The organism is Pseudomonas sp. WS 5410 (genome assembly GCF_012985645.1).
Taxonomy (GTDB): Bacteria; Pseudomonadota; Gammaproteobacteria; order Pseudomonadales; family Pseudomonadaceae; genus Aquipseudomonas; species Aquipseudomonas shahriarae.
This window is the reverse complement of the sequence record NZ_JAAQWS010000009.1, coordinates 67,051-89,095: the sequence shown is the minus strand read 5'-3', so window position 1 is coordinate 89,095 and position 22,045 is coordinate 67,051. Positions and strand designations below refer to the sequence as shown.

The following is a 22,045-nucleotide window of genomic DNA, read 5'->3' as shown; positions in this document are numbered from 1 at the left end:
AAAGGGTTAAGGTGGCGCCACTGTGCTGCTTGTGTCACTGAGAATCTCTACACGATATGTTGAATTTCGATCCAACCATCTCCAAGAATTTTTCCTGCTCTTTGCACTCAGTCTCGGCCAGGGCTTTTCCTGAGTCGCAGTTAACTTTGTCCAAGGAGATACACCATGTCTAATCGCCAAACTGGTACCGTTAAGTGGTTCAACGATGAAAAAGGCTTCGGCTTCATCACTCCACAATCCGGTGACGACCTGTTCGTTCACTTCAAAGCTATCCAATCCGACGGCTTCAAAAGCCTGAAAGAAGGCCAACAGGTTTCTTTCATCGCTACCCGCGGTCAGAAAGGCATGCAAGCTGAAGAAGTTCAAGTTATCTAACTTGTACTGACTTAGTCGAAAGAACCCCGCCCTTAAAAGCGGGGTTTTTTTATGCCTGGAATTTGATGCTGCCCTTGCCAGCGAGAGCCGCCCTCAAGGTCGCCATCGTCGGCAAGCCGGGCTCCCACAACGCAAAACGCCCGGTGCACTCCCATGCACCGGGCGTTCTCATAGCTACCTTACAAGCCGTTACTGAAACAACGACTCACTCGACAAGCCATTCTTCTCCAGGATCTCCCGCAAGCGCTTGAGACCCTCAACCTGGATCTGCCGCACCCGCTCGCGGGTCAAGCCGATCTCCAGGCCAACATCCTCCAGGGTACTGCTCTCATGGCCACGCAGACCGAAGCGGCGAATCACCACCTCGCGCTGCTTGTCCGTCAGTTCTGAAAGCCATTGGTCGATGCTCTGCGACAAGTCATCGTCCTGCAATAGCTCACACGGATCCGTTGGTCGGTCATCCGTCAGGGTGTCCAGCAGGGTTTTATCCGAATCCGGACCCAGCGAGACATCGACCGAAGACACACGCTCATTAAGACCCAGCATGCGCTTGACCTCTCCCACCGGTTTTTCCAGCAGGTTGGCGATCTCTTCAGGCGATGGTTCATGATCCAGCTTTTGAGTGAGCTCACGTGCTGCCCGCAGGTACACGTTAAGCTCCTTGACGACATGAATCGGCAACCGGATGGTCCGGGTCTGATTCATGATTGCCCGTTCGATGGTCTGGCGAATCCACCACGTAGCGTAGGTCGAGAAGCGAAAACCCCGTTCGGGGTCAAACTTCTCCACTGCCCGGATCAGGCCGAGGTTGCCCTCTTCGATCAAGTCCAACAGGGACAGCCCACGATTGACATAGCGTCGGGCGATTTTCACCACCAGTCGCAGGTTACTTTCAATCATGCGCTTGCGCCCAGCAGGATCGCCCTTTTGCGACAGTCGCGCAAAATGGACTTCTTCTTCTGGAGTGAGCAAGGGGGAAAAGCCGATTTCATTGAGATACAACTGGGTCGCATCGAGCGCCCGGGTGTAATCAATGTACTTATGCTGTTTTAACGCTGTGGAGTTTTTGGACTTGGTACGAACTGAAGGTACAGCGGGTCCCTCATTCGACATCGAATCCGTACCGATGCCGGTCTCCATAAGGAGAACCTCATCGTCGATGTCAAACTCCGGCGCTTCTTTACTGAGAGCCATTGTTATAGTCCTTTGGTGAGTTCGACCTCAAGCTCAAGCGACGCCTTTATCCTTGGCAACGCTGGAGCCTGTTCCTTCTACGTGAGGGAACAGGCTGACAACACATCAACGCCGGGGTAGGAATTGCAGTGGATCTACAGGCTTACCTTGGCGGCGAATCTCAAAGTGCAGTTTCACCCGGTCTGTACCAGTCGACCCCATTTCGGCAATTGTCTGTCCGACTTTGACCTGCTGCCCCTCCCGAACCAACAACCTGCGGTTATGACCGTAGGCACTGACGTAGGTATCGCTGTGTTTGATGATGACCAATTCGCCGTAACCCCGCAGACCACTCCCGGCGTATACAACAGTCCCATCAGACGCAGCTAAAACAGGCTGTCCCAAATCCCCGGCGATATCAATGCCTTTATTCAAACTACCGTTTGAAGAGAATTTTCCAATAAGAATGCCATTTGAGGGCCATCCCCAACCCTTCGGCGCAGGCCCCGCAGGTGGCAACGGCGCGGCTGCCGGCTTGCTCGCAGCCGCCGGCGCAGCGGTGCCTGCAGGCCGGGTGAAGACCGTCGTCTTGCTGGAAGAAGAAGCCGAGGAACCGGATTTTGTCACAACTGCCGTGGGTGCCGAACCCGTGCGCCCATCGAAGCGTATCGTTTGCCCCGGATGAATCGTATAGGGCACTGGGATGTTGTTCCGCGCGGCCAGCGCCTTGTAATCCCAACCATAACGGAAGGCGATCGAGAACATGGTATCGCCCTTGCGCACCACGTACTGCCCGGTGGTCACCGTAGGCCGCTGCGGTGCCGCGCTATTGCGGTCGACGACCCGCGCCCCGCCGCCTGTGTTGGAACAGGCAGCCAACAAGGAACTCAAGACAAGGCCAATCACCAGTCGCTGAAAGCTCGTTTTACTCATACGCTGCGCAATGACTGTGAGACTCACCCGCCGCTCCCTTTGTGGTGGCTGAAACATGAACGCCTGTATCAGGCTTGAAATATGTCGCAAGTATAACTGGCTGCCGGACGTTAACCGGCAACAAGGTAGAAACGAAAAATTCATCTCGTTGAGTAACTACCCAACTTGATGTTGACTCAATGAACCCCGCTGTAAGACACATACCCGGCAATAGAATTCAGTACGCCGTCATAAATGATCAGGCCAGCGGCCCATTAAGTAACGGCACAAAACGCACTGCCCCCAGGACATGCCGCGAAAAACCCTCTTCTTCGCGCACAATCAACATCAGTTGCTGTACTTCGCCCGACCCGACCGGAATCACCAGGCGCCCGCCCGGGGCCAGTTGGTCGAGAAGCGCCTGAGGCACATCCGTGGCCACGGCCGTCACGATGATGCCGTTATAGGGCGCCAATGCCGGCCAGCCCTCCCAGCCGTCCCCCCAGCGAAACACCACATTGCGCAGGTTCAACTCCACCAGGCGCTCCTTGGCCCGGTCCTGCAGGACCTTGATCCGCTCGACGGAAAACACCCGCTCCACCAGCTGCGAGAGCACGGCGGTCTGGTAGCCGGAGCCGGTGCCGATTTCCAGCACTTTGTCCAGCGGGCCCGCCGCCAGCAGCAGCTCGCTCATGCGCGCCACCATGTAGGGCTGGGAGATGGTCTGGTTATGGCCAATGGGCAGCGCGGTGTCTTCATAGGCGCGATGGGCCAGGGCCTCATCGACAAACAGATGACGCGGGGTACGACGGATGACTTCCAACACCTGGGCGTTGGACAGCCCCTCTTCGTAGAGCCGCTGGATCAATCGCTCACGGGTGCGCTGGGAGGTCATGCCGATGCCACGGCGCAACAGGTCGTCCTGTTCACGAGCCATCAGCGCAGCCCCTCCAGCCAGGGGTCGAGACCACCGAAGGCATCATTGAAGGTGCGATCAAGTTGTAACGGGGTAATCGAAACATAACCTTGCATCACCGCATGAAAGTCCGTGCCCGGCCCGCCATCCTCGGCGTCGCCCGCTGCAGCAATCCAGTAGCCTTCCCTGCCACGGGGATCGACCACTTTCAGCGGTGCCGCGGCGCGGGCGCGATGGCCCAGGCGGGTCAACTGGATACCGCGAATATGGTCCAGGGGCAGGTTGGGGATATTGACGTTGAGCACTGTACGTGGCGGCAGCACCAGGGTGTCGTGGGCCTCCACCAGTTTGCGCGCGAAGTACGCGGCGGTCGCCAGGTTATCCACCTGCCGCGACGCCAACGAAAAGGCAAATGCCGTGCGCCCCAGGAAACGCCCTTCAAGGGCCGCCGCCACGGTGCCGGAGTACAACACGTCATCGCCCAGGTTGGCGCCCAGGTTGATCCCGGAAACCACTAAATCCGGCTCATCGGCCAGCAAACTGTTGATCGCCAGGTGCACGCAATCGGTCGGCGTGCCATTTACGCTGATAAAGCCGTTGGCCAACGTTTGCGGGTGCAAAGGACGGTCGAGCGTCAGCGAACTGCTGGCGCCGCTTTTGTCCTGGTCCGGGGCAACCACCACGCACTCGGCGTAATCGGCCAGCGCAGCATGAAGCGCGGCAAGGCCGGGTGCGGTGACCCCGTCGTCGTTAGATATCAGAATACGCATGGGCTGTCCGTCTGCCCCACCGGCACCAGATCAACAAGCTCGCGCACCAAAACAGTGGCGAAGCATCCGGCCGGCAGGACGAATTCCAATTGCAGAATGTCAGTCTCGGGATAATGCCACGTCAACCCGCCAATGGGCAGTCGCAGAATGCGTCGCTCCTGACTCATGCCGGCTTTGGCCAGCCAATCGCACAGGTCTGCTTCGCTCGCTGCGACGGTTTGCTCCAGCGCATGGGTGGCGCCGCTGGCGGGCGATTCGCCTTCTCCCCACTGCGGGCCGGTGGGATGCAGGTCGAGGATGGCCAGGCGCGGGTCGCTGCACTCCGCCTCCCCGGCCGGGAAAAAGCTGCGGCTGTCGGTGAACGCCAGCAAGTCACCGACCTGGGCGCGCTGCCATGAACCATCGGCGACCCGCGCCGCCAGCACTTTATTGAACACAAAGCTGCGCGCGGTCGACAGCAGGCGCGAACGCACATTGCGCTGCTCCGGCAAGGCCTTGCGGGCCGCCCAGTCGCGGGCATCGACGACGTTGCCGCCGTTATGGCCAAACCGCTGGGCGCCGAAATAGTTGGGGATACCGTGCTGGGCGATCAGTTGCAGGCGCGCATCGATCGCGGCGTGGTCACCGACCAGTTGGGTCAGGCGCAGGGTAAAACCGTTGGCCGCATGGGCGCCACGCTGCAACTTGCGCTTGTGGCGGGCGGTCTTGAGGATCTTCAGGGTGTCGTTTTCCGCCGCGCTCAGGTCTGGATCGGCCTTGCCGGGCAGTTGCACGCTGAACCACTGGCGGGTCAGCGCCTGGCGATCCTTGAGGCCGGCATAGCTGACCGTGCGCAAGGGCACGCCGGCAGCCTTGGCAATGCGCCGCGCGGCCTCTTCGGTGTTCAGGCCACGCTTTTCCACCCACAGCCACAGGTGCTCGCCTTCGCCGGTCAGCGGGATATCCAGCACCTCGTCCACCTGGAAGTCCTCAGCCGTCGCCTTGAGTACCGCGCTGCCCAGTGCTTCACCATAGGCCCGTGGCCCCAACAGTTGCAGGTCGTTCATGCGCGCAGCAACAAGGCGACGGAGTGCACGGCGATGCCCTCTTCTCGACCGGTAAACCCGAGTTTTTCGGTGGTGGTGGCTTTCACGTTGACTTGATCCAGTTCTATTTGCAGATCGGCGGCAATCACTGCGCGCATCGACTCGATATGCGGGGCCATTTTGGGCGCCTGGGCGACGATGGTGTTATCGACATTGCCGACCTTCCAGCCCTTGGCATGGATCAGGCCGACCACATGCCGCAGCAGCACGCGACTGTCCGCGCCCTTGAAGGTGGGATCGGTGTCCGGAAAGTGTTTACCGATATCCCCCAACGCCGCCGCGCCGAGCAAGGCATCGCTCAAGGCATGCAGCACAACGTCGCCGTCGGAATGAGCCAGCAACCCATGGTGGTGCGCAATGCGCACGCCGCCCAGGGTGATGAAGTCGCCTTCGGCGAAACGGTGCACATCATAGCCGTGGCCAATACGCATAAAAAAACGCCCCGAGTTAATTCAGGGCGTGATTCTACCTACTTTTGCCGGACATTAACCGAGCAAAGCACGTCCATGATGACGCAAGTGGTCCTCGATGAAGCTGGCGATAAAGAAGTAGCTGTGGTCATAACCCGGCTGCAGGCGCAGCTCCAGTGGATGGCCGGCGGCCTTGGCGGCTTGTTGCAAGGCCTCGGGCTTGAGCTGGGTGGCGAGGAAGTCGTCGCGATCGCCCTGGTCCACCAGCAACGGCAGTTTTTCCGAGGCTTCGCTGATCAGCACGCAGGCATCCCATTCGCGCCACTTCGAACGCTCTTCCCCCAGGTAGCGGGAAAAAGCCTTCTGCCCCCAAGGGCAATCCATCGGATTGTTGATCGGCGAGAACGCCGACACCGACTGGTAGCGCCCAGGATTGCGCAAGGCACACACCAGCGCACCGTGGCCGCCCATGGAGTGCCCGCTGATGCCACGCTTGTCGGAAGCCGGGAAATGCGCTTCAACCAACGCCGGCAATTCCTGCACTACATAGTCATGCATCCGATAGTGCTTGCTCCACGGCTCTTGCGTGGCATTCAAGTAAAACCCGGCACCCAGGCCAAAATCCCAGGCATTGTCAGGGTCGCCCGGCACGCCCGGCCCACGGGGGCTGGTGTCCGGCGCGACGATGATCATTCCCAGTTCGGCCGCCATACGTTGCGCGCCGGCCTTTTGCATAAAGTTCTCATCGGTGCAGGTCAGCCCCGACAGCCAGTACAGCACCGGCAACTTGCCGCCCTGCTCCGCCTGGGGTGGCAGGTAGACGGCGAAGGTCATGTCGCAGTCCAGCACATCGGAATGATGTTTGTAACGCTTATGCCAGCCGCCGAAGCTCTTCTGGCATGACAGGTTTTGCAGACTCATGGCCGACCTCAGAAATGGATGACGGTACGAATGCTTTTGCCTTCATGCATCAGGTCGAATGCCTTATTGATATCTTCCAGGCCCATGGTGTGGGTGATGAAGGTATCCAACGGGATTTCACCGCTCTGGGCCATTTCCACGTAGCTTGGCAACTCGCTGCGGCCACGCACGCCACCGAAAGCCGAACCGCGCCAGACGCGACCGGTCACCAGCTGGAAGGGACGGGTGGAAATTTCCTGGCCGGCCCCGGCGACACCGATGATCACCGACTCGCCCCAACCTTTGTGGCAGCACTCCAGGGCCGCGCGCATCAGTTGGACATTGCCGATGCACTCGAAGGAAAAGTCCACGCCGCCGTCGGTCAAATCGACGATAACGTCCTGGATCGGCCGGTCGTAGTCTTTCGGGTTGATACAGTCGGTGGCGCCCAGTTGCTTGGCGATTTCAAACTTGGCCGGGTTGATGTCGATGGCGATGATACGGCCGGCCTTGGCCTTCACTGCACCGATCACAGCCGACAAGCCAATCCCGCCGAGGCCGAAGATGGCCACGGTATCGCCCGGCTTGACCTTGGCGGTGTTGATCACCGCACCGATACCGGTGGTGACGCCGCAGCCCAGCAGGCAGACTTTTTCCAGCGGAGCTTCTTTAGGAATCTTGGCCACGGAGATTTCCGGCAACACGGTGTATTCGGAAAAGGTCGAAGTACCCATGTAGTGGAAAATCGGCTGGCCCTTGTAGGAGAAGCGCGTAGTGCCGTCCGGCATCAGGCCTTTGCCCTGGGTTGCGCGGATGGCCTGGCACAGGTTGGTCTTGCCCGACAGGCAGAACTTGCACTTGCCGCACTCCGGGGTGTACAGCGGGATCACGTGGTCACCCACGGCTACCGAGGTCACACCCTCGCCAATCGCTTCGACTACCGCACCGCCTTCATGGCCGAGGATCGACGGGAAAATACCCTCCGGATCGGCGCCCGACAGGGTGTAGGCATCGGTATGGCAAACCCCGGAGGCAACCACGCGCAGCAGGACTTCACCAGCCTTGGGCATGGCGACATCCACTTCCACGATCTCCAGTGGTTTCTTGGCTTCAAAGGCGACAGCGGCGCGTGACTTGATCATCCGGGTTTCTCCTGGGGCTTAAAAAGTAAGACGGGCAGTGTAAAACATGGCTCATTGATTAATAATCCAGGCAAAAGCAAAACATTATTGCTGCACTGGGATAATCACCATGCTTGAAAACCGCTGGGAAGGCATTGATGAGTTCGTCGCCGTGGCCGAGTGCAGCCAATTTACCGCTGCCGCCGAACGCCTGGGCGTGTCCTCGTCCCATATCAGCCGCCAGGTGGCACGCCTGGAAGAACGCCTGCAAACCCGCCTGCTCTATCGCAGCACCCGGCGCGTCACGCTGACCGAGGCCGGGCAGACCTTTCTGCAACATTGCCAACGCCTGCAAGACGGACGCGAAGAAGCCTTGCGCGCGGTGGGCGACCTGACCAGTGAACCCAAGGGTATGTTGCGCATGACCTGCGCCGTGGCTTATGGCGAACGTTTTATCGTGCCGTTGGTAACACGCTTCATGGGGCTTTATCCGCAGTTGCGGGTGGATATTGAACTGAGCAACCGCCCCCTCGACCTGGTGCATGAAGGCCTGGACCTGGCGATTCGCCTGGGCCGCCTGCAGGATTCACGAATGGTCGCCAGCCGCCTGGCGCCGAGACGCATGTATCTCTGTGCGTCGCCGTCCTACCTGGAGCGGTACGGGCGCCCCCATAGCTTGTCGGAACTGAGCCGGCATAACTGCCTGATCGGCAGTTCGGATATTTGGCAACTGGCGCAGGATGGACGCGAATTTTCCCAGCGCGTGCAGGGAAACTGGCGCTGCAACAGTGGGCAAGCGGTGCTGGATGCGGCGCTGCAAGGGGTGGGGTTGTGCCAGTTGCCGGACTATTACGTGCTGGAGCACTTGCACAGCGGCGCGCTGGTTTCACTGCTTGAAGCCCATCAACCGCCGAATACGGCAGTGTGGGCGCTGTATCCGCAACAGCGGCATTTATCGCCAAAGGTGCGCAAGTTGGTGGAGTTCTTGAAGGAGGGGTTGGCTGGGCGGCCAGAGTATGGCGGGTGATCTGGGGTGTCAGGCCTGGCCTCATCGCAGGCAAGCCAGCGATGAAGTCACCTCGTTCCAGCAGCCTACCGGCGATTAGCCCACCGCAACCTAAGCCACTCCAGATCCTCCGGCCGCGTCACCTTGATATTGTCCGCACGCCCTTCCACCAGGCGTGGCGCCTGGCCAGACCACTCCATGGCCGAGGCTTCATCGGTGATGAGCGCATCAGCCACCAGGCTATCGGCCAACGCGCGGTGCAAGGCGCCGAGGCGGAACATTTGCGGGGTGTAGGCTTGCCAGATCAGGCTACGGTCAATGGTTTCCACCACCCGCCCCCGCTTGTCGACACGCTTGAGGGTGTCGCGGGCCGGTACGGCGAGCAAGCCACCCACCGGGTCGTCCGCCAACTGCGTCAGTAACGTGTCGAGGTCTTCGCGGCTCAGATTCGGCCGCGCAGCATCGTGCACCAGCACCCAGTCGTCATCGCCGGCGCCCAGGGCATTGAGCTGCAACAGAGCATTGAGCACCGAGCCTGAGCGCTCTGCCCCGCCATCCGCACGTTGGATACGTGGGTCGGCAGCACACGCCAGGTTGGGCCAGTAAGGATCATCGACCGCCAGACTGACCACCAGCCCCTTGAGGCTCGGATGGTCGAGAAAACAGCCAAGGCTGTGTTCGAGAATAGTGCGCCCGCCCAACTGCAGATACTGCTTGGGACGGTCCGCGGCCATACGGGCACCGACGCCCGCGGCAGGAATCACGGCCCAGAAGGCCGGCAAACAGGCGCTCATTGGGCCAACTGGTAGAGGGTTTCGCCCTCCTTGACCATGCCCAACTCATGACGAGCCCGCTCTTCAACAGTCTCCATGCCTTTTTTCAACTCAAGCACTTCGGCATCGAGCACACGGTTGCGCTCCAGCAACACCTCGTTCTCGGCGTGCTGCGCGGCAATTTGCTGGGTCAGGTCGGTCACCTGCGCCAGACTGCCATTGCCCACCCAAAGGCGGTACTGCAGGCCAGCCAGCAGCAAGAGCAGGACGAGGAACAACCAATTGGGACTGCGCATCGAATATCGGGTATCCAGTGAAAAAAGACAGCCATGCAAAACTTTTGAAGCAACTGATAGCACGAAGCCTGGAAGACCCAGGCTTGTGCTTGATAGGCATCAGATTAGTGCGCAAATTCACTCTACAGCGAGTTTTCCGACACAATCCTTTGTCTTTTTACCATCAACTACTCAGCCGCGAAACTCGCCACGACCGTTGTATTTGGCTTTTCCGCCCAGTTGCTCTTCGATACGCAGCAATTGGTTGTACTTGGAAACGCGGTCGGAACGGCACAGGGAACCGGTTTTGATCTGGCCCGCCGAGGTGCCCACAGCCAGGTCGGCAATGGTCGAATCTTCGGTTTCGCCGGAGCGGTGGGAGATCACGGCGGTGTAGCCCGCAGCCTTGGCCATCTGGATGGCTTCCAGGGTTTCGGTCAGGGTGCCGATCTGGTTGAACTTGATCAGGATCGAGTTGGCGATCTTCTTGTCGATGCCTTCTTTCAGGATCTTGGTGTTGGTCACGAACAGGTCGTCACCGACCAGTTGGATCTTCTCGCCGATCTTGTCGGTAAGAATTTTCCAACCGTCCCAGTCAGACTCGTCCAGGCCGTCTTCGATCGAGATGATCGGGTAGCGCTGGGTCAGGCCCTTCAGGTATTCCGCGAAACCTTCGGAGTTGAACACCTGGCCTTCGCCGGACAGGTTGTACTTGCCATCTTCGTAGAACTCGCTGGCCGCGCAGTCCAGGGCCAGGGTCACGTCGGTGCCCAGCTTGTAGCCAGCGTTGGCCACGGCTTCGGAGATCACTTTCAGTGCATCTTCGTTGGACGCCAGGTTCGGTGCAAAACCACCTTCGTCACCCACTGCTGTGCTCAGGCCACGGGCCTTCAGTACCGCTTTGAGGTGATGGAAAATCTCGGTACCCATGCGCAGGCCTTCGGAGAAGGTCTTGGCGCCCACTGGCTGCACCATGAATTCCTGGATATCGACGTTGTTGTCTGCGTGCTCGCCACCGTTGATGATGTTCATCATTGGGACTGGCATCGAGTACACGCCCGGAGTGCCGTTCAGATTGGCAATGTGCGCGTACAGCGGCAGGTCCTGATCCTGGGCGGCAGCCTTGGCAGCTGCCAGGGATACAGCGAGGATCGCATTGGCGCCGAGGCTGCCTTTGTTTTCAGTGCCGTCGAGCTTGATCATCGCGTGATCGAGGGCTTTCTGGTCCAGCGGGTCCTTGCCCAGCAACAGGTCGCGGATCGGACCGTTGATGTTGGCTACTGCCTTGAGGACACCCTTGCCCAGGTAACGGCTCTTGTCGCCATCACGCAGTTCCAGCGCTTCGCGCGAACCGGTGGAAGCACCGGACGGCGCGCAGGCGCTGCCGATGATGCCGTTATCGAGAAGCACGTCGGCTTCGACGGTGGGGTTGCCACGGGAGTCGAGAACTTCACGACCTTTGATGTCGACGATTTTTGCCATTGTTGTAAACACTCCAAAGTTGACGAAAACGACGCAGCTGAAGGAAATCTTTTGACCGACCGCAAGGGTGGAACAACGGGGCAGGCTTGCAGACGACAAGACTCAGGCCCGGGGGCCTGAGCATAAAGCGCGGAAAGTTTACCGGAGAAACGCGGGTTACGCGGTCTCTACCGTCGGAAAACTCTTGACCAGTTCGTCCAATTGCTTGAGTTGGGCCAGGAATGGCTCCAGCTTGTCCAGGCGCAGAGCGCAAGGACCGTCGCACTTGGCATTGTCCGGATCCGGGTGGGCTTCCAGGAACAGGCCAGCCAGGGACTGGCTGATACCGGCCTTGGCCAGATCCAGTACCTGGGCACGTCGGCCACCGGCGGAATCGGCGCGACCACCAGGCATTTGCAGCGCATGGGTCACGTCGAAGAACACCGGGTATTCGAACTGTTTCATGATGCCGAAACCGAGCATGTCCACCACGAGGTTGTTGTAGCCGAAGCTCGAACCACGCTCGCAGAGGATCAACTGGTCATTACCCGCTTCCACGCACTTGTTCAGGATGTGTTTCATCTCCTGGGGCGCGAGGAACTGGGCTTTCTTGATATTGATCACAGCGCCGGTCTTGGCCATCGCGACGACCAGGTCGGTCTGGCGCGACAGGAAGGCCGGCAACTGGATGATGTCGCATACCTCGGCGACCACACCAGCCTGTTCAGGCTCGTGGACGTCGGTGATGATCGGCACGCCGAAGGCTTGCTTGATGTCCTGGAAGATCCGCATGCCTTCTTCAAGGCCCGGGCCGCGATAGGAGGTCACGGACGAACGGTTAGCCTTGTCGAAGCTGGCCTTGAATACATAAGGGATGCCCAATTTCTCGGTAACCTTTACGTACTCTTCACAGACCTGCATCGCCATGTCGCGGCTTTCCAGCACGTTCATGCCGCCAAACAGCACCATGGGCTTGTCGTTGGCAATTTCGATGTCGCCTACGCGAATGATCTTCTGGGCCATCAGGTTTACGCCTTCTTCTGATGTTGCGTCAGTGCTGCTTTAACGAAACCGCTGAACAACGGGTGACCGTCGCGCGGCGTCGAAGTGAACTCAGGGTGGAACTGGCAAGCGACGAACCATGGATGATCCGGGGCTTCGACCACTTCAACCAGCTTGCCATCACCGGAGCGACCGGAGATTTTCAGGCCAGCCGCTTTGATCTGCGGCAGCAGGTTGTTGTTCACTTCGTAACGGTGACGGTGACGCTCGACGATCACGTCCTTGCCGTAGCAGTCGTGCACCAGCGAGCCGGACTCCAGCAGGCAATCCTGTGCGCCAAGGCGCATGGTGCCGCCCAGGTCGGAGCTTTCGGTACGGGTTTCGACAGCGCCGGTGGCATCTTCCCACTCGGTGATCAGGCCCACGACCGGGTGGCCGCTGGTGTGATCGAACTCGGTGGAGTTGGCGTCTTTCCAGCCCAGTACGTTACGAGCGAACTCGATAACGGCCACTTGCATGCCCAGGCAGATACCCAGGTAAGGCACCTTGTTCTCACGAGCGTACTGCACGGCAGTGATCTTGCCTTCCACGCCACGCAGGCCGAAACCGCCTGGCACGAGGATCGCATCCACACCTTCGAGCAGCGCGGTGCCCTGGTTTTCGATGTCTTCAGAGTCGATGTAGCGCAGGTTGACCTTGGTACGGTTGCTGATGCCCGCGTGGCTCATCGCTTCGATCAGCGACTTGTACGCGTCCAGCAGCTCCATGTACTTGCCAACCATGGCGATGGTGACTTCGTGCTCAGGGTTGAGCTTGGCGTCAACCACCGCTTCCCACTCGGACAGGTCCGCGCCATTGCACTGCAGGCCGAAACGCTCGACCACAAAATCATCCAGGCCCTGGGAATGCAGGATGCCTGGGATCTTGTAGATGGTATCGGCGTCTTCCAGGGCAATCACCGCACGTTCTTCAACGTTGGTGAACTGGGCGATCTTGCGACGCGAGGAAATGTCGATCGGGTGATCGGAGCGGCATACCAGCACGTCCGGCTGCAGGCCGATGGAACGCAGTTCCTTGACCGAGTGCTGGGTAGGCTTGGTTTTGGTTTCGCCAGCGGTGGCGATGTACGGCACCAGGGTCAGGTGCATCAGCATCGCGCGCTTGGCGCCGACTTCGAAACGCAACTGGCGGATGGCTTCGAGGAACGGTTGGGATTCGATGTCACCCACGGTGCCACCGATCTCGACCATCGCCACGTCGGCATCGCCTGCACCCTTGATGATGCGGCGCTTGATTTCGTCGGTGATGTGCGGGATCACCTGGATGGTTGCACCCAGGTAGTCACCACGGCGCTCCTTGCGCAGCACGTGCTCGTAGACACGGCCGGTGGTGAAGTTGTTGTTCTGGGTCATGGTCGTGCGGATGAACCGCTCGTAGTGGCCCAGGTCCAGGTCGGTCTCGGCGCCGTCGTGGGTGACGAACACTTCACCGTGCTGGAACGGGCTCATGGTGCCCGGGTCGACGTTGATGTACGGGTCCAGCTTGAGCATGGTGACCTTAAGTCCCCGCGCCTCCAGGATGGCCGCCAACGAAGCGGAGGCAATGCCTTTCCCCAATGAAGAAACAACACCGCCCGTGACGAATATGTAGCGCGTCATGAAAAACCCTAGAAGTCTGCGTTAAAGCGGTCGGAGCCGCCGGGGAAAGCGAAGGAAGGCCGAAGCCCCCGATCACCTGCATTAATCACAGTGCACCTTTCAAAAAAACCGCCGCGTTGTGACAGACCAGCAATGGAACACCGGTACGTTGATCGCTACACATTTTTTGGAATCGCCCAGCAAAGACTGCTTGGTAATCGGCAACAACTGTGTTTCAGGAGAATCCACAGAAGTTGTATCAAGAAGGGAGCGTAGTCTACCGGAAAGGCGCTATCAGCTCAAACCTTGATCGCAGGTTGGTGGCGCCCAATGTAATTGCCAGTCATCCCCCTGCCCTGTCGAGGCCCCTGCCAGGTTGGCCACGGCCACCAGACGGCTACCCTGGTACAGCAGCGGCAATCTGCCACGGATAAAGCCCGGTACAGCCGTTTCGTTGAGCAGACGCTTGAGGTCGCGCCGGCCACGGCCGGGCACGTCCATGACTTCACCGCCCTGGCGGTAGCGGATGCTCAAAGGGCCTTCAGGGGCATGCCCGCTGAAATACAACTGCCCGTTGCCAGGTAACTGTAGTGGGTTTTGCGGGTGCGACCAGCTCAAAGGACTGCCGGAAAACTCTGACCAATTGGTAGGTATCCACCAGATACGATCGTTGCAACGCAGTAATTGGCCGTCAGCCAAACGCCACACCGGCTGTGCGTCCTCCTTGGCATCGCGCAAGGCGCTCCAGCCAACCCAATGTTCGCTGTCGGGCATCGCCGTCAACGGCGCCAGCCAATAGCGCAGGACGTTGCGCTGCCGGGCGTCGGAAAGATCGCGCAGTGGCGCAAGTGCCAACGATGGCAGCGCCAGCCAGGGAAACGCCGACGGCAGTTGAGCGGCCTGCATATCCAGTTGCGCCAACTCATCGAGCAGCTCCTGGGCCTGCGCCAGATGCCCGGCAGTACGGGCCAGGCTATTCACGGCCTGGGGCCAGCGCGCCGTAAGTACGGGAAACACATGATGGCGCAGGTAATTCCGGGAAAAGCGTGGGTCGCCGTTGGAGGGATCTTCGATCCAGCTCAACTGCTGCTCGCGGGCGTAAGTTTCCAGTTCGGCTCGCGACACCTCCAGCAGCGGCCGCATCAGGTGCCCCCCACCCAAAGGTCGCTGGGCGGGCATGCCGGTGAGGCCCCGCACTCCCGCGCCCCGCAGCAGGCGAAACAGCAAGGTCTCGGCCTGATCGTCACGGTGCTGGCCAGTGAGTAGCAACTCACCTGGGCCGATTGCCTCGGCGAACGCCTGGTAGCGCGCGTCACGGGCCGCACGCTCCAGGCTTGCACCCGATGGCACCTGCACACGCATGACCCGCAGCGGCACACCGGCGGCATCACAGACCGCCTGGCAATGGGCTGGCCACGCGTCGGCCGCAGCCTGGAGGCCGTGGTGAACATGGATAGCCTGCAGTGGCGGCAAGGGTTGGGTTTTTGCCAGGTCGGCAAGGAGGTGCAGCAGAACCGTGGAGTCGAGTCCGCCGGAGTAGGCGATCTGCCAGGCCGGGGCGTCGCGCCAGGGGGCCAGGGTTTGCAGGAGTTTGGCGGTTAGAGTTGATTTCATCGCACGTTACCGCCGCAAAACTGGAATACGTTAGCCAAGCAAACACAACGCCAATGTGGGAGCGGGCTTGCCCGCGACAGCGGTGTACCAGTCAACCCATCTGGCACTGACACATTGCTATCGCGGGCAAGCCCGCTCCCACAGGGGTAATGCAGTGGCTTAGAGACCGTAGCTCATCAGGCGCTCGTAACGACGGGCCAGTAGCGCCTCGTTGTCGAATTTCTTGAGCATGTCCAACTGCGCGCAGAGTTCGGCGCGGATGGTGGCCGATGCGGCCGCCGGATCGCGGTGAGCGCCGCCCAGGGGTTCGGCAATCACTTTGTCGACGATACCCAGGCCTTTCAGGCGATCAGCGGTGATCCCCATGGCTTCGGCAGCATCCGGGGCCTTTTCTGCGGTTTTCCACAGGATCGAGGCGCAGCCTTCCGGCGAAATCACCGCATAGGTGGAATACTGCAGCATGTTCAGTTGGTCGCAGACGCCAATGGCCAGCGCACCACCGGAACCGCCTTCACCGATCACAGTCGCGATGATCGGGGTTTTCAGACGCGCCATCACCCGCAGGTTCCAGGCAATCGCTTCGCTCTGGTTGCGCTCTTCAGCGTCGATGCCTGGGTAGGCGCCAGGGGTGTCGATAAAAGTCAGGATCGGCATTTTGAAACGTTCAGCCATTTCCATCAGGCGGCAGGCCTTGCGGTAGCCTTCAGGACGCGGCATGCCGAAGTTGCGACGCACTTTCTCGCGCACTTCACGGCCTTTCTGGTGACCGATCACCATCACCGGCTGGTCATCCAGGCGGGCAATACCGCCGACAATCGCCGCATCATCGGAGAAGTGGCGGTCGCCATGCAGCTCGTCGAATTCGGTGAAGATGTGGTCGATGTAGTCCAGGGTGTACGGACGGCGCGGGTGGCGGGCCAGGCGCGCGATCTGCCAGCTGGTCAGCTTGCCGAAGATGTCTTCGGTGAGCGTCTTGCTCTTGTCTTGCAGGCGGGAGATTTCATCGCCGATATTCAGCGAATTGTCATTGCCGACCAGGCGCAGCTCTTCGATCTTGGCTTGCAGGTCAGCGATCGGCTGTTCGAAATCAAGAAAATTCGGGTTCATAAGCGTCCGTCTTGGGTCGACGGCCAGGGAGTGCCTGGCCAGCCGGTTGTCTATTCGCGCCCTACCTTAAGGGAGAGGCGCGTCAAGGTCGAGATTAAATGTCGAGTCGAGGTCAGGGGTACAAGGGCAGCCCTGACCGTCAACGGTATTGGAGGAAGACGTTGTCACGCCCGAACTGGTCACGCAATGCTTGAATCAAGCCATCAGCCGGGTCAATTCGCCACGTCTCGCCAAACTGCAACATCGCCTTGGCATCGCTGCCGGTGTACTCCATGGTCACCGGGCACGCACCACGGTGACGTTTGAGCAGATCCCCCAGCCAGCGTAGCTGATCGCCCTTTAGCGCTTCGGTTTTCACCTTCAGGCGTAGGCTTTCGGCCAGGTTGGTGCGGGCATCTTCCATGCTCATTACGCGTTTGATCCGCAGGCGCAGGCCGCCGGAGAAGTCATCGTTGCTGACCTCGCCCTCCACCACCACCATCGCATCGGTCTGCAACAGCGACTGCGCGGAATGGAACGCATCGGCAAACAGCGACGCTTCGATACGCCCGGAGCGGTCGTCGAGGGTGATGAAACCCATCTTGTCGCCCTTTTTGTTCTTCATCACCCGCAGGGCAATGATCATCCCGGCCACGGTCTGGGTATCACGCGCCGGTTTCAGGTCGATGATGCGCTGGCGGGCAAAACGCCGGATTTCACCTTCATATTCGTCAATCGGGTGGCCGGTGAGGTACAGGCCCAGGGTGTCTTTTTCACCCTTGAGGCGTTCCTTGAGGGTCAGCTCCTTGGCCTTGCGGTGGTTAGCGTACACATCGGCATCTTCTTCGACGAACAACCCGCCAAACAGGTCGGCATGCCCACTGTCATGGGTGCGGGCGGTTTGTTCGGCGGCCTTGATCGCCTCTTCCATGGCGGTCAGCAGTACCGCACGGTTACGGTCGATATTGGCCTGGTAGGCCTTCGGCTCGTCATGGAAGTACGGACCAAGACGGTCAAGTGCGCCGCTGCGGATCAGGCCATCGAGGGTACGTTTGTTGATGCGCTTGAGGTCGACCCGGGCGCAGAAGTCGAACAGGTCCTTGAACGGACCGTCCTGGCGCGCCTCGGTAATCGCCTCAACCGGGCCTTCGCCCACGCCCTTGATCGCGCCCAGGCCATAGATGATGCGACCTTCGTCGTTCACCGTGAACTTGAACTCCGAGGCGTTCACGTCCGGCGCGTCGAGGCGCAGCTTCATGGTCCGCACTTCTTCGATCAAGGTCACGACCTTGTCGGTGTTGTGCATATCCGCCGACAGCACCGCCGCCATGAACGGCGCCGGGTAGTGGGCCTTCAGCCAGGCAGTCTGGTACGACACCAGGCCGTAGGCGGCAGAGTGGGATTTGTTAAAGCCATAACCGGCGAATTTTTCCACCAGGTCAAAGATGTTACCGGCCAGGTCGGCGTCGATATTGTTGGTGGCGCAACCCTCAATGAAGCCGCCGCGCTGCTTGGCCATTTCCTCGGGCTTTTTCTTACCCATGGCCCGGCGCAGCATGTCCGCACCGCCAAGGGTGTAGCCGGCCATGACCTGGGCGATCTGCATCACCTGTTCCTGATACAGGATGATGCCGTAGGTCGGTGCCAGTACCGGCTTGAGGCCTTCGTACTGGTAGTCGGAGTGCGGGTAAGCCAGTTCGGCGCGCCCGTGCTTCCGGTTGATAAAGTCGTCCACCATGCCCGATTGCAGCGGGCCCGGACGGAACAGGGCCACCAGTGCGATCAAGTCTTCCAGGCAGTCGGGCTTGAGCTTTTTGATCAGCTCCTTCATGCCACGGGATTCAAGCTGGAACACCGCAGTGGTTTCGGCTTTTTGCAGCAGCGCGTAGGTAGGTTTGTCGTCCAGTGGGATAAAAGCGATATCCAGCGGCGCTTCATCAACCTTGGCGCGCTCACGGTTGATGGTCTTGAGCGCCCAGTCGATGATCGTCAAGGTACGCAGGCCGAGGAAGTCGAACTTCACCAGGCCGGCCGCCTCCACGTCATCCTTGTCGAACTGGGTTACCAGGCCATCGCCTTCTTCGTCGCAATAGATCGGCGAAAAGTCTGTCAGCTTGGTCGGCGCGATTACCACGCCACCGGCGTGCTTACCAACGTTACGCACCACGCCTTCGAGCTTGCGCGCCATGTCCCAGATTTCGGCGGCTTCTTCATCGACCTTGATGAAGTCGCGCAGGATTTCTTCCTGCTCGTAGGCCTTTTCCAGGGTCATGCCGACTTCAAAGGGGATCATCTTCGACAGACGATCCGCCAGGCCGTAGGACTTGCCCTGCACCCGCGCCACGTCACGAATTACCGCCTTGGCCGCCATGGAACCAAAGGTGATGATCTGGCTTACAGCGTTACGGCCATATTTCTCGGCCACATATTCGATGACACGGTCGCGACCATCCATGCAGAAGTCGACGTCGAAGTCGGGCATCGATACCCGTTCCGGGTTCAGGAACCGTTCGAACAGCAGGTCATATTCCAGCGGGTCGAGGTCGGTGATCTTCTGCACATAAGCCACCAGCGAGCCGGCACCCGACCCCCGGCCAGGGCCCACCGGTACGCCGTTGCTTTTGGCCCACTGGATAAAGTCCATTACGATCAGGAAGTAACCCGGGAACCCCATCTGGATAATGATATCCAGCTCGAAGTTCAGCCGGTCGACATACACCTGGCGCTTGGCCTCGTAGTCTTCGGTGGTGTCCTTGGGCAGCAGGACGGAAAGACGCTCTTCCAGACCATCGAACGACACCTTGCGGAAATACTCGTCGATGGTCATGCCATCGGGAATCGGGAAGTTGGGCAAAAAGTGTTTGCCCAGCTTCACTTCGATATTGCAGCGCTTGGCAATTTCGACGGAGTTTTCCAGGGCCTCGGGCAAGTCGCTGAACAGCTCAGCCATTTCCTCGGCGCTTTTGAGGTACTGCTCTTCGCTGTAGTTCTTCGAGCGACGCGGATCGTCCAGCGCCCGGCCTTCGCCGATACACACGCGGGTTTCGTGGGCCTCGAAGTCTTCCTTCTTGATAAAACGCACATCGTTGGTGGCGACCAGCGGCGCACCCAGCTTTTCGGCCAGGGCCACGGCAGCGTGCAGGTGCTCTTCGTCGTTGGGGCGATTGGTGCGCTGAACTTCCAGGTAGAAGCGGTCAGGGAACACCGCCATCCACTCCCGGGCGAGCACTTCTGCCTCCTGGGGATTGCCGCCCAGCAAGGCGAGGCCGACCTCCCCTTCCTTGGCAGCCGACAGCATAATCAGCCCTTCGCTGGCCTCGGCCACCCATTCGCGCTCGATGATGATCGAGCCGTTGCGCTGGCCGTCGATAAAACCGCGGGAAATCAGTTCAGTCAGGTTGCGATAACCCACGCCGTTCATCGCCAACAGGCTGATGCGACTCAAGGCGTTATCGGGGTCTTTGTTGGACAGCCACAAGTCGGCGCCGCAGATCGGCTTGATGCCGGCGCCCATGGCACTCTTGTAGAACTTGACCAGGGAGCACATGTTGTTCTGGTCGGTCACCGCCACGGCCGGCATATTCATGCCCACCAGGGTTTTGACCAGCGGTTTGATCCGTACCAGGCCGTCGACCAGGGAGTATTCAGTGTGCAGGCGCAGGTGAACGAATGAAGCCGGCATAGTGATCCTGTCTAGATACGTGTGAAAACAACAAGGCCCGGATTGTACCGGGCCTTGAGTAAAACATCAGCCTGCGCCTAAAGCTCGACCAGGCTTTCGCGCACCTCATAAGCCTGGCGTACCGGGGCAAACGAGCGGCGGTGGATCGGCGTCGGGCCCAATCGAGCCAGGGCTTCCAGATGAACGGGCGTCGGGTAGCCTTTATGGCCGCCTATGCCGTAGCCCGGATAGATCAATTCGAACGCCGCCATCTCACGGTCACGACTGACCTTGGCCAGGATGGAGGCGGCGGCAATTGCCGGCACCTTACTATCACCCTTGACCACCGCCTCGGCCGGCATCGCCAGCTTCGGGCAGCGATTGCCGTCGATCATCGCCAGCTTGGGGGTAATGTGTAGGCCCTCGACGGCGCGCTGCATGGCCAGCATCGTGGCATGCAGGATGTTCAGTTCGTCGATTTCTTCGACTTCGGCCCGGGCGATATGCCAGCTGAGGGCTTTTTCGCAAATTTCATCAAAAAGCTTTTCACGACGGGCTTCGGTGAGCTTCTTCGAGTCGTTGAGACCGAGGATCGGACGATTCGGATCAAGAATCACCGCCGCCGTGACCACCGCGCCGCACAACGGGCCGCGCCCTACTTCATCGACACCGGCGACCAGTTCGTGGGTTTGGGCGACCAGGCTGAAATCCAGGCCCATTTGCGTCTTCATAGGGTTTCCTGCTGGCGGCCGATCAAGGTCAACACGGCGTCTGCGGCCTGGTTCGACGCATCACGGCGCAAGGTACGGTGAATTTCGTCAAAGCCGCGGGTTTGCTCTTCGCCACCGTCGATCAACGGCAGAATGTTCTGGGCCAAGGCCTCGGGGGTAGCAGCGTCCTGCAGCAACTCCGGCACCAACAACCGCTGGGCCAGCAGGTTGGGCAAGGAGATGTACGGGCTTTTGACCATGCGCTTGAGAATCCAGTAGGTCAGCGGCGCAAGGCGATAGGCCACAACCATCGGCCGCTTGTAGAGCAAAGCCTCCAGCGTGGCGGTACCGGAGGCGATCAACACCGCATCACAGGCCGCCAGGGCCAGGTGCGAACCACCGTCGAGCAGGGTCAACGGCAGGTCACGTCCTACCAGCAAGGCCTCGATCTGTGCACGCCGTTGCGGGCTCGCGCACGGCAGTACAAACCGCACCCCGGGCTTCAAGGCCAGCAGACGCTCGGCCGCATCGAAAAACAGTGCGCCCAGGCGCCCGACTTCACCACCACGGCTACCGGGCATCAACGCCACCAGCGGCCCGTCGGGCAGGCCCAACTCGGCGCGGGCGGCGGCGCGATCAGCCTGCAGCGGGATGGTATCGGCAAGGGTGTGGCCGACAAACCTGACCGGCACGCCCTTCTCTTCGTAGAACCGCGCCTCGAAAGGCAGCAGGGTCAGCATCAGGTCGCAGCCTTCGCGGATCTTCAGCACACGCTTTTGCCGCCACGCCCATACGGACGGGCTGACGTAATGCACGGTCTTGATCCCGGCCTGACGCAGTTTGAGTTCGATATTGAGGGTGAAGTCCGGTGCGTCGATACCGATAAAGACGTCCGGTTTTTCTGCAATCAGGGTCTGGATCAGCAGTTTGCGCCGAGCCAGCAGCTCGCGCAGGCGCCCCAGCACTTCCACCAGCCCCATGACCGACAAACGCTCCATGGGAAAGTAGGAAGTCAGGCCTTCGGCCTGCATCAGCGGGCCGCCGACCCCAATGAATTCAACGGCTGGATGCTGCGCCTTGATGGCGCGCATCAGGCCAGCGCCGAGGATATCGCCGGAAGCTTCTCCGGCCACCAATGCAATACGCAGCGTGGCCATG

Annotated in this window: 20 protein-coding genes; 2 read left to right on the top strand and 18 right to left on the bottom strand. The window is 60.0% G+C overall.

Going from position 1 to position 22,045, the window contains the following annotated elements:
- Window positions 1–165 precede the first annotated feature (165 nt).
- Window positions 166–375 carry a cold-shock protein gene (locus HBO24_RS15095; RefSeq protein ID WP_002554837.1) on the top strand — a complete coding sequence of 70 codons (210 nt, stop codon included), beginning with the start codon at window positions 166–168 and terminating at the stop codon, window positions 373–375.
- 189 nt (window positions 376–564) lie between these two features.
- On the opposite strand, the gene rpoS is transcribed toward HBO24_RS15095, so the two are convergent.
- From rpoS to HBO24_RS15055, 8 genes are all read right to left on the bottom strand, one after another.
- Entirely contained in the window at window positions 565–1,569 is a 1,005-nt protein-coding gene (rpoS, locus tag HBO24_RS15090; protein WP_057958709.1) for an RNA polymerase sigma factor RpoS, read from the bottom strand.
- A gap of 105 nt (window positions 1,570–1,674) precedes the next feature.
- On the bottom strand, window positions 1,675–2,508 hold the full coding sequence (locus tag HBO24_RS15085) for a peptidoglycan DD-metalloendopeptidase family protein (RefSeq protein WP_115127538.1): 834 nt from the start codon (window positions 2,506–2,508) through the stop codon (window positions 1,675–1,677).
- 211 nt (window positions 2,509–2,719) lie between these two features.
- Window positions 2,720–3,355, bottom strand: a complete 636-nt coding sequence (locus HBO24_RS15080; protein WP_169865481.1) for a protein-L-isoaspartate(D-aspartate) O-methyltransferase — start codon at window positions 3,353–3,355, stop codon at window positions 2,720–2,722.
- A 41-nt stretch (window positions 3,356–3,396) separates the two neighbouring features.
- Window positions 3,397–4,146: a 5'/3'-nucleotidase SurE gene (gene surE, locus HBO24_RS15075; RefSeq protein ID WP_169960716.1), complete on the bottom strand. Its 750-nt coding sequence runs from the start codon at window positions 4,144–4,146 to the stop codon at window positions 3,397–3,399.
- A complete protein-coding gene (gene truD / locus HBO24_RS15070) occupies window positions 4,134–5,192 on the bottom strand; it encodes a tRNA pseudouridine(13) synthase TruD (protein ID WP_115127536.1) in 1,059 nt (352 codons plus the stop codon). The genes surE and truD overlap by 13 nt, the downstream gene beginning before the upstream one ends.
- Window positions 5,189–5,662, bottom strand: coding sequence for a 2-C-methyl-D-erythritol 2,4-cyclodiphosphate synthase (gene ispF / locus HBO24_RS15065; protein ID WP_029297241.1), 474 nt, complete (start codon window positions 5,660–5,662; stop codon window positions 5,189–5,191). Before ispF ends, truD begins: the two co-directional genes overlap by 4 nt.
- A gap of 54 nt (window positions 5,663–5,716) precedes the next feature.
- Window positions 5,717–6,562, bottom strand: coding sequence for an S-formylglutathione hydrolase (gene fghA / locus HBO24_RS15060; RefSeq protein ID WP_115127535.1), 846 nt, complete (start codon window positions 6,560–6,562; stop codon window positions 5,717–5,719).
- An 8-nt stretch (window positions 6,563–6,570) separates the two neighbouring features.
- Window positions 6,571–7,683, bottom strand: coding sequence for an S-(hydroxymethyl)glutathione dehydrogenase/class III alcohol dehydrogenase (locus tag HBO24_RS15055; protein WP_057439887.1), 1,113 nt, complete (start codon window positions 7,681–7,683; stop codon window positions 6,571–6,573).
- A gap of 109 nt (window positions 7,684–7,792) precedes the next feature.
- Between HBO24_RS15055 and HBO24_RS15050 the strand changes: the two genes are divergently transcribed.
- Window positions 7,793–8,689: a LysR substrate-binding domain-containing protein gene (locus tag HBO24_RS15050; RefSeq protein ID WP_038446476.1), complete on the top strand. Its 897-nt coding sequence runs from the start codon at window positions 7,793–7,795 to the stop codon at window positions 8,687–8,689.
- A gap of 65 nt (window positions 8,690–8,754) precedes the next feature.
- Here HBO24_RS15050 and ispD read toward each other — a convergent pair whose 3' ends face one another.
- The 10 genes from ispD to lpxB all read right to left on the bottom strand — a co-directional run bounded on the left by ispD (window position 8,755) and on the right by lpxB (window position 22,044).
- On the bottom strand, window positions 8,755–9,462 hold the full coding sequence (gene ispD, locus HBO24_RS15045) for a 2-C-methyl-D-erythritol 4-phosphate cytidylyltransferase (RefSeq protein ID WP_115127534.1): 708 nt from the start codon (window positions 9,460–9,462) through the stop codon (window positions 8,755–8,757).
- Entirely contained in the window at window positions 9,459–9,737 is a 279-nt protein-coding gene (ftsB, locus tag HBO24_RS15040) for a cell division protein FtsB (RefSeq protein WP_029297251.1), read from the bottom strand. Before ftsB ends, ispD begins: the two co-directional genes overlap by 4 nt.
- A 171-nt stretch (window positions 9,738–9,908) precedes the next feature.
- Entirely contained in the window at window positions 9,909–11,198 is a 1,290-nt protein-coding gene (gene eno / locus HBO24_RS15035; protein ID WP_029297253.1) for a phosphopyruvate hydratase, read from the bottom strand.
- A gap of 156 nt (window positions 11,199–11,354) precedes the next feature.
- A complete protein-coding gene (gene kdsA, locus HBO24_RS15030; protein ID WP_057439889.1) occupies window positions 11,355–12,200 on the bottom strand; it encodes a 3-deoxy-8-phosphooctulonate synthase in 846 nt (281 codons plus the stop codon).
- Between the two features lie 5 nt (window positions 12,201–12,205).
- A complete protein-coding gene (locus HBO24_RS15025) occupies window positions 12,206–13,837 on the bottom strand; it encodes a CTP synthase (RefSeq protein WP_057439891.1) in 1,632 nt (543 codons plus the stop codon).
- A 273-nt stretch (window positions 13,838–14,110) separates the two neighbouring features.
- Window positions 14,111–15,430: a tRNA lysidine(34) synthetase TilS gene (gene tilS / locus HBO24_RS15020; RefSeq protein WP_170059943.1), complete on the bottom strand. Its 1,320-nt coding sequence runs from the start codon at window positions 15,428–15,430 to the stop codon at window positions 14,111–14,113.
- 159 nt (window positions 15,431–15,589) lie between these two features.
- Window positions 15,590–16,537 (bottom strand): acetyl-CoA carboxylase carboxyltransferase subunit alpha, encoded by a 948-nt coding sequence (locus HBO24_RS15015; protein ID WP_029297260.1) that lies wholly within the window; start codon window positions 16,535–16,537, stop codon window positions 15,590–15,592.
- Between the two features lie 139 nt (window positions 16,538–16,676).
- A complete protein-coding gene (dnaE, locus tag HBO24_RS15010; RefSeq protein ID WP_115127532.1) occupies window positions 16,677–20,198 on the bottom strand; it encodes a DNA polymerase III subunit alpha in 3,522 nt (1,173 codons plus the stop codon).
- A 77-nt stretch (window positions 20,199–20,275) separates the two neighbouring features.
- The gene (rnhB, locus tag HBO24_RS15005) at window positions 20,276–20,908 is read right to left on the bottom strand and encodes a ribonuclease HII (RefSeq protein ID WP_057439893.1); all 633 of its coding nucleotides are present in this window, start codon (window positions 20,906–20,908) and stop codon (window positions 20,276–20,278) included.
- Entirely contained in the window at window positions 20,905–22,044 is a 1,140-nt protein-coding gene (gene lpxB, locus HBO24_RS15000; RefSeq protein ID WP_170059942.1) for a lipid-A-disaccharide synthase, read from the bottom strand. The genes rnhB and lpxB overlap by 4 nt, the downstream gene beginning before the upstream one ends.
- Between the last annotated feature and the right edge of the window lies 1 nt (window position 22,045).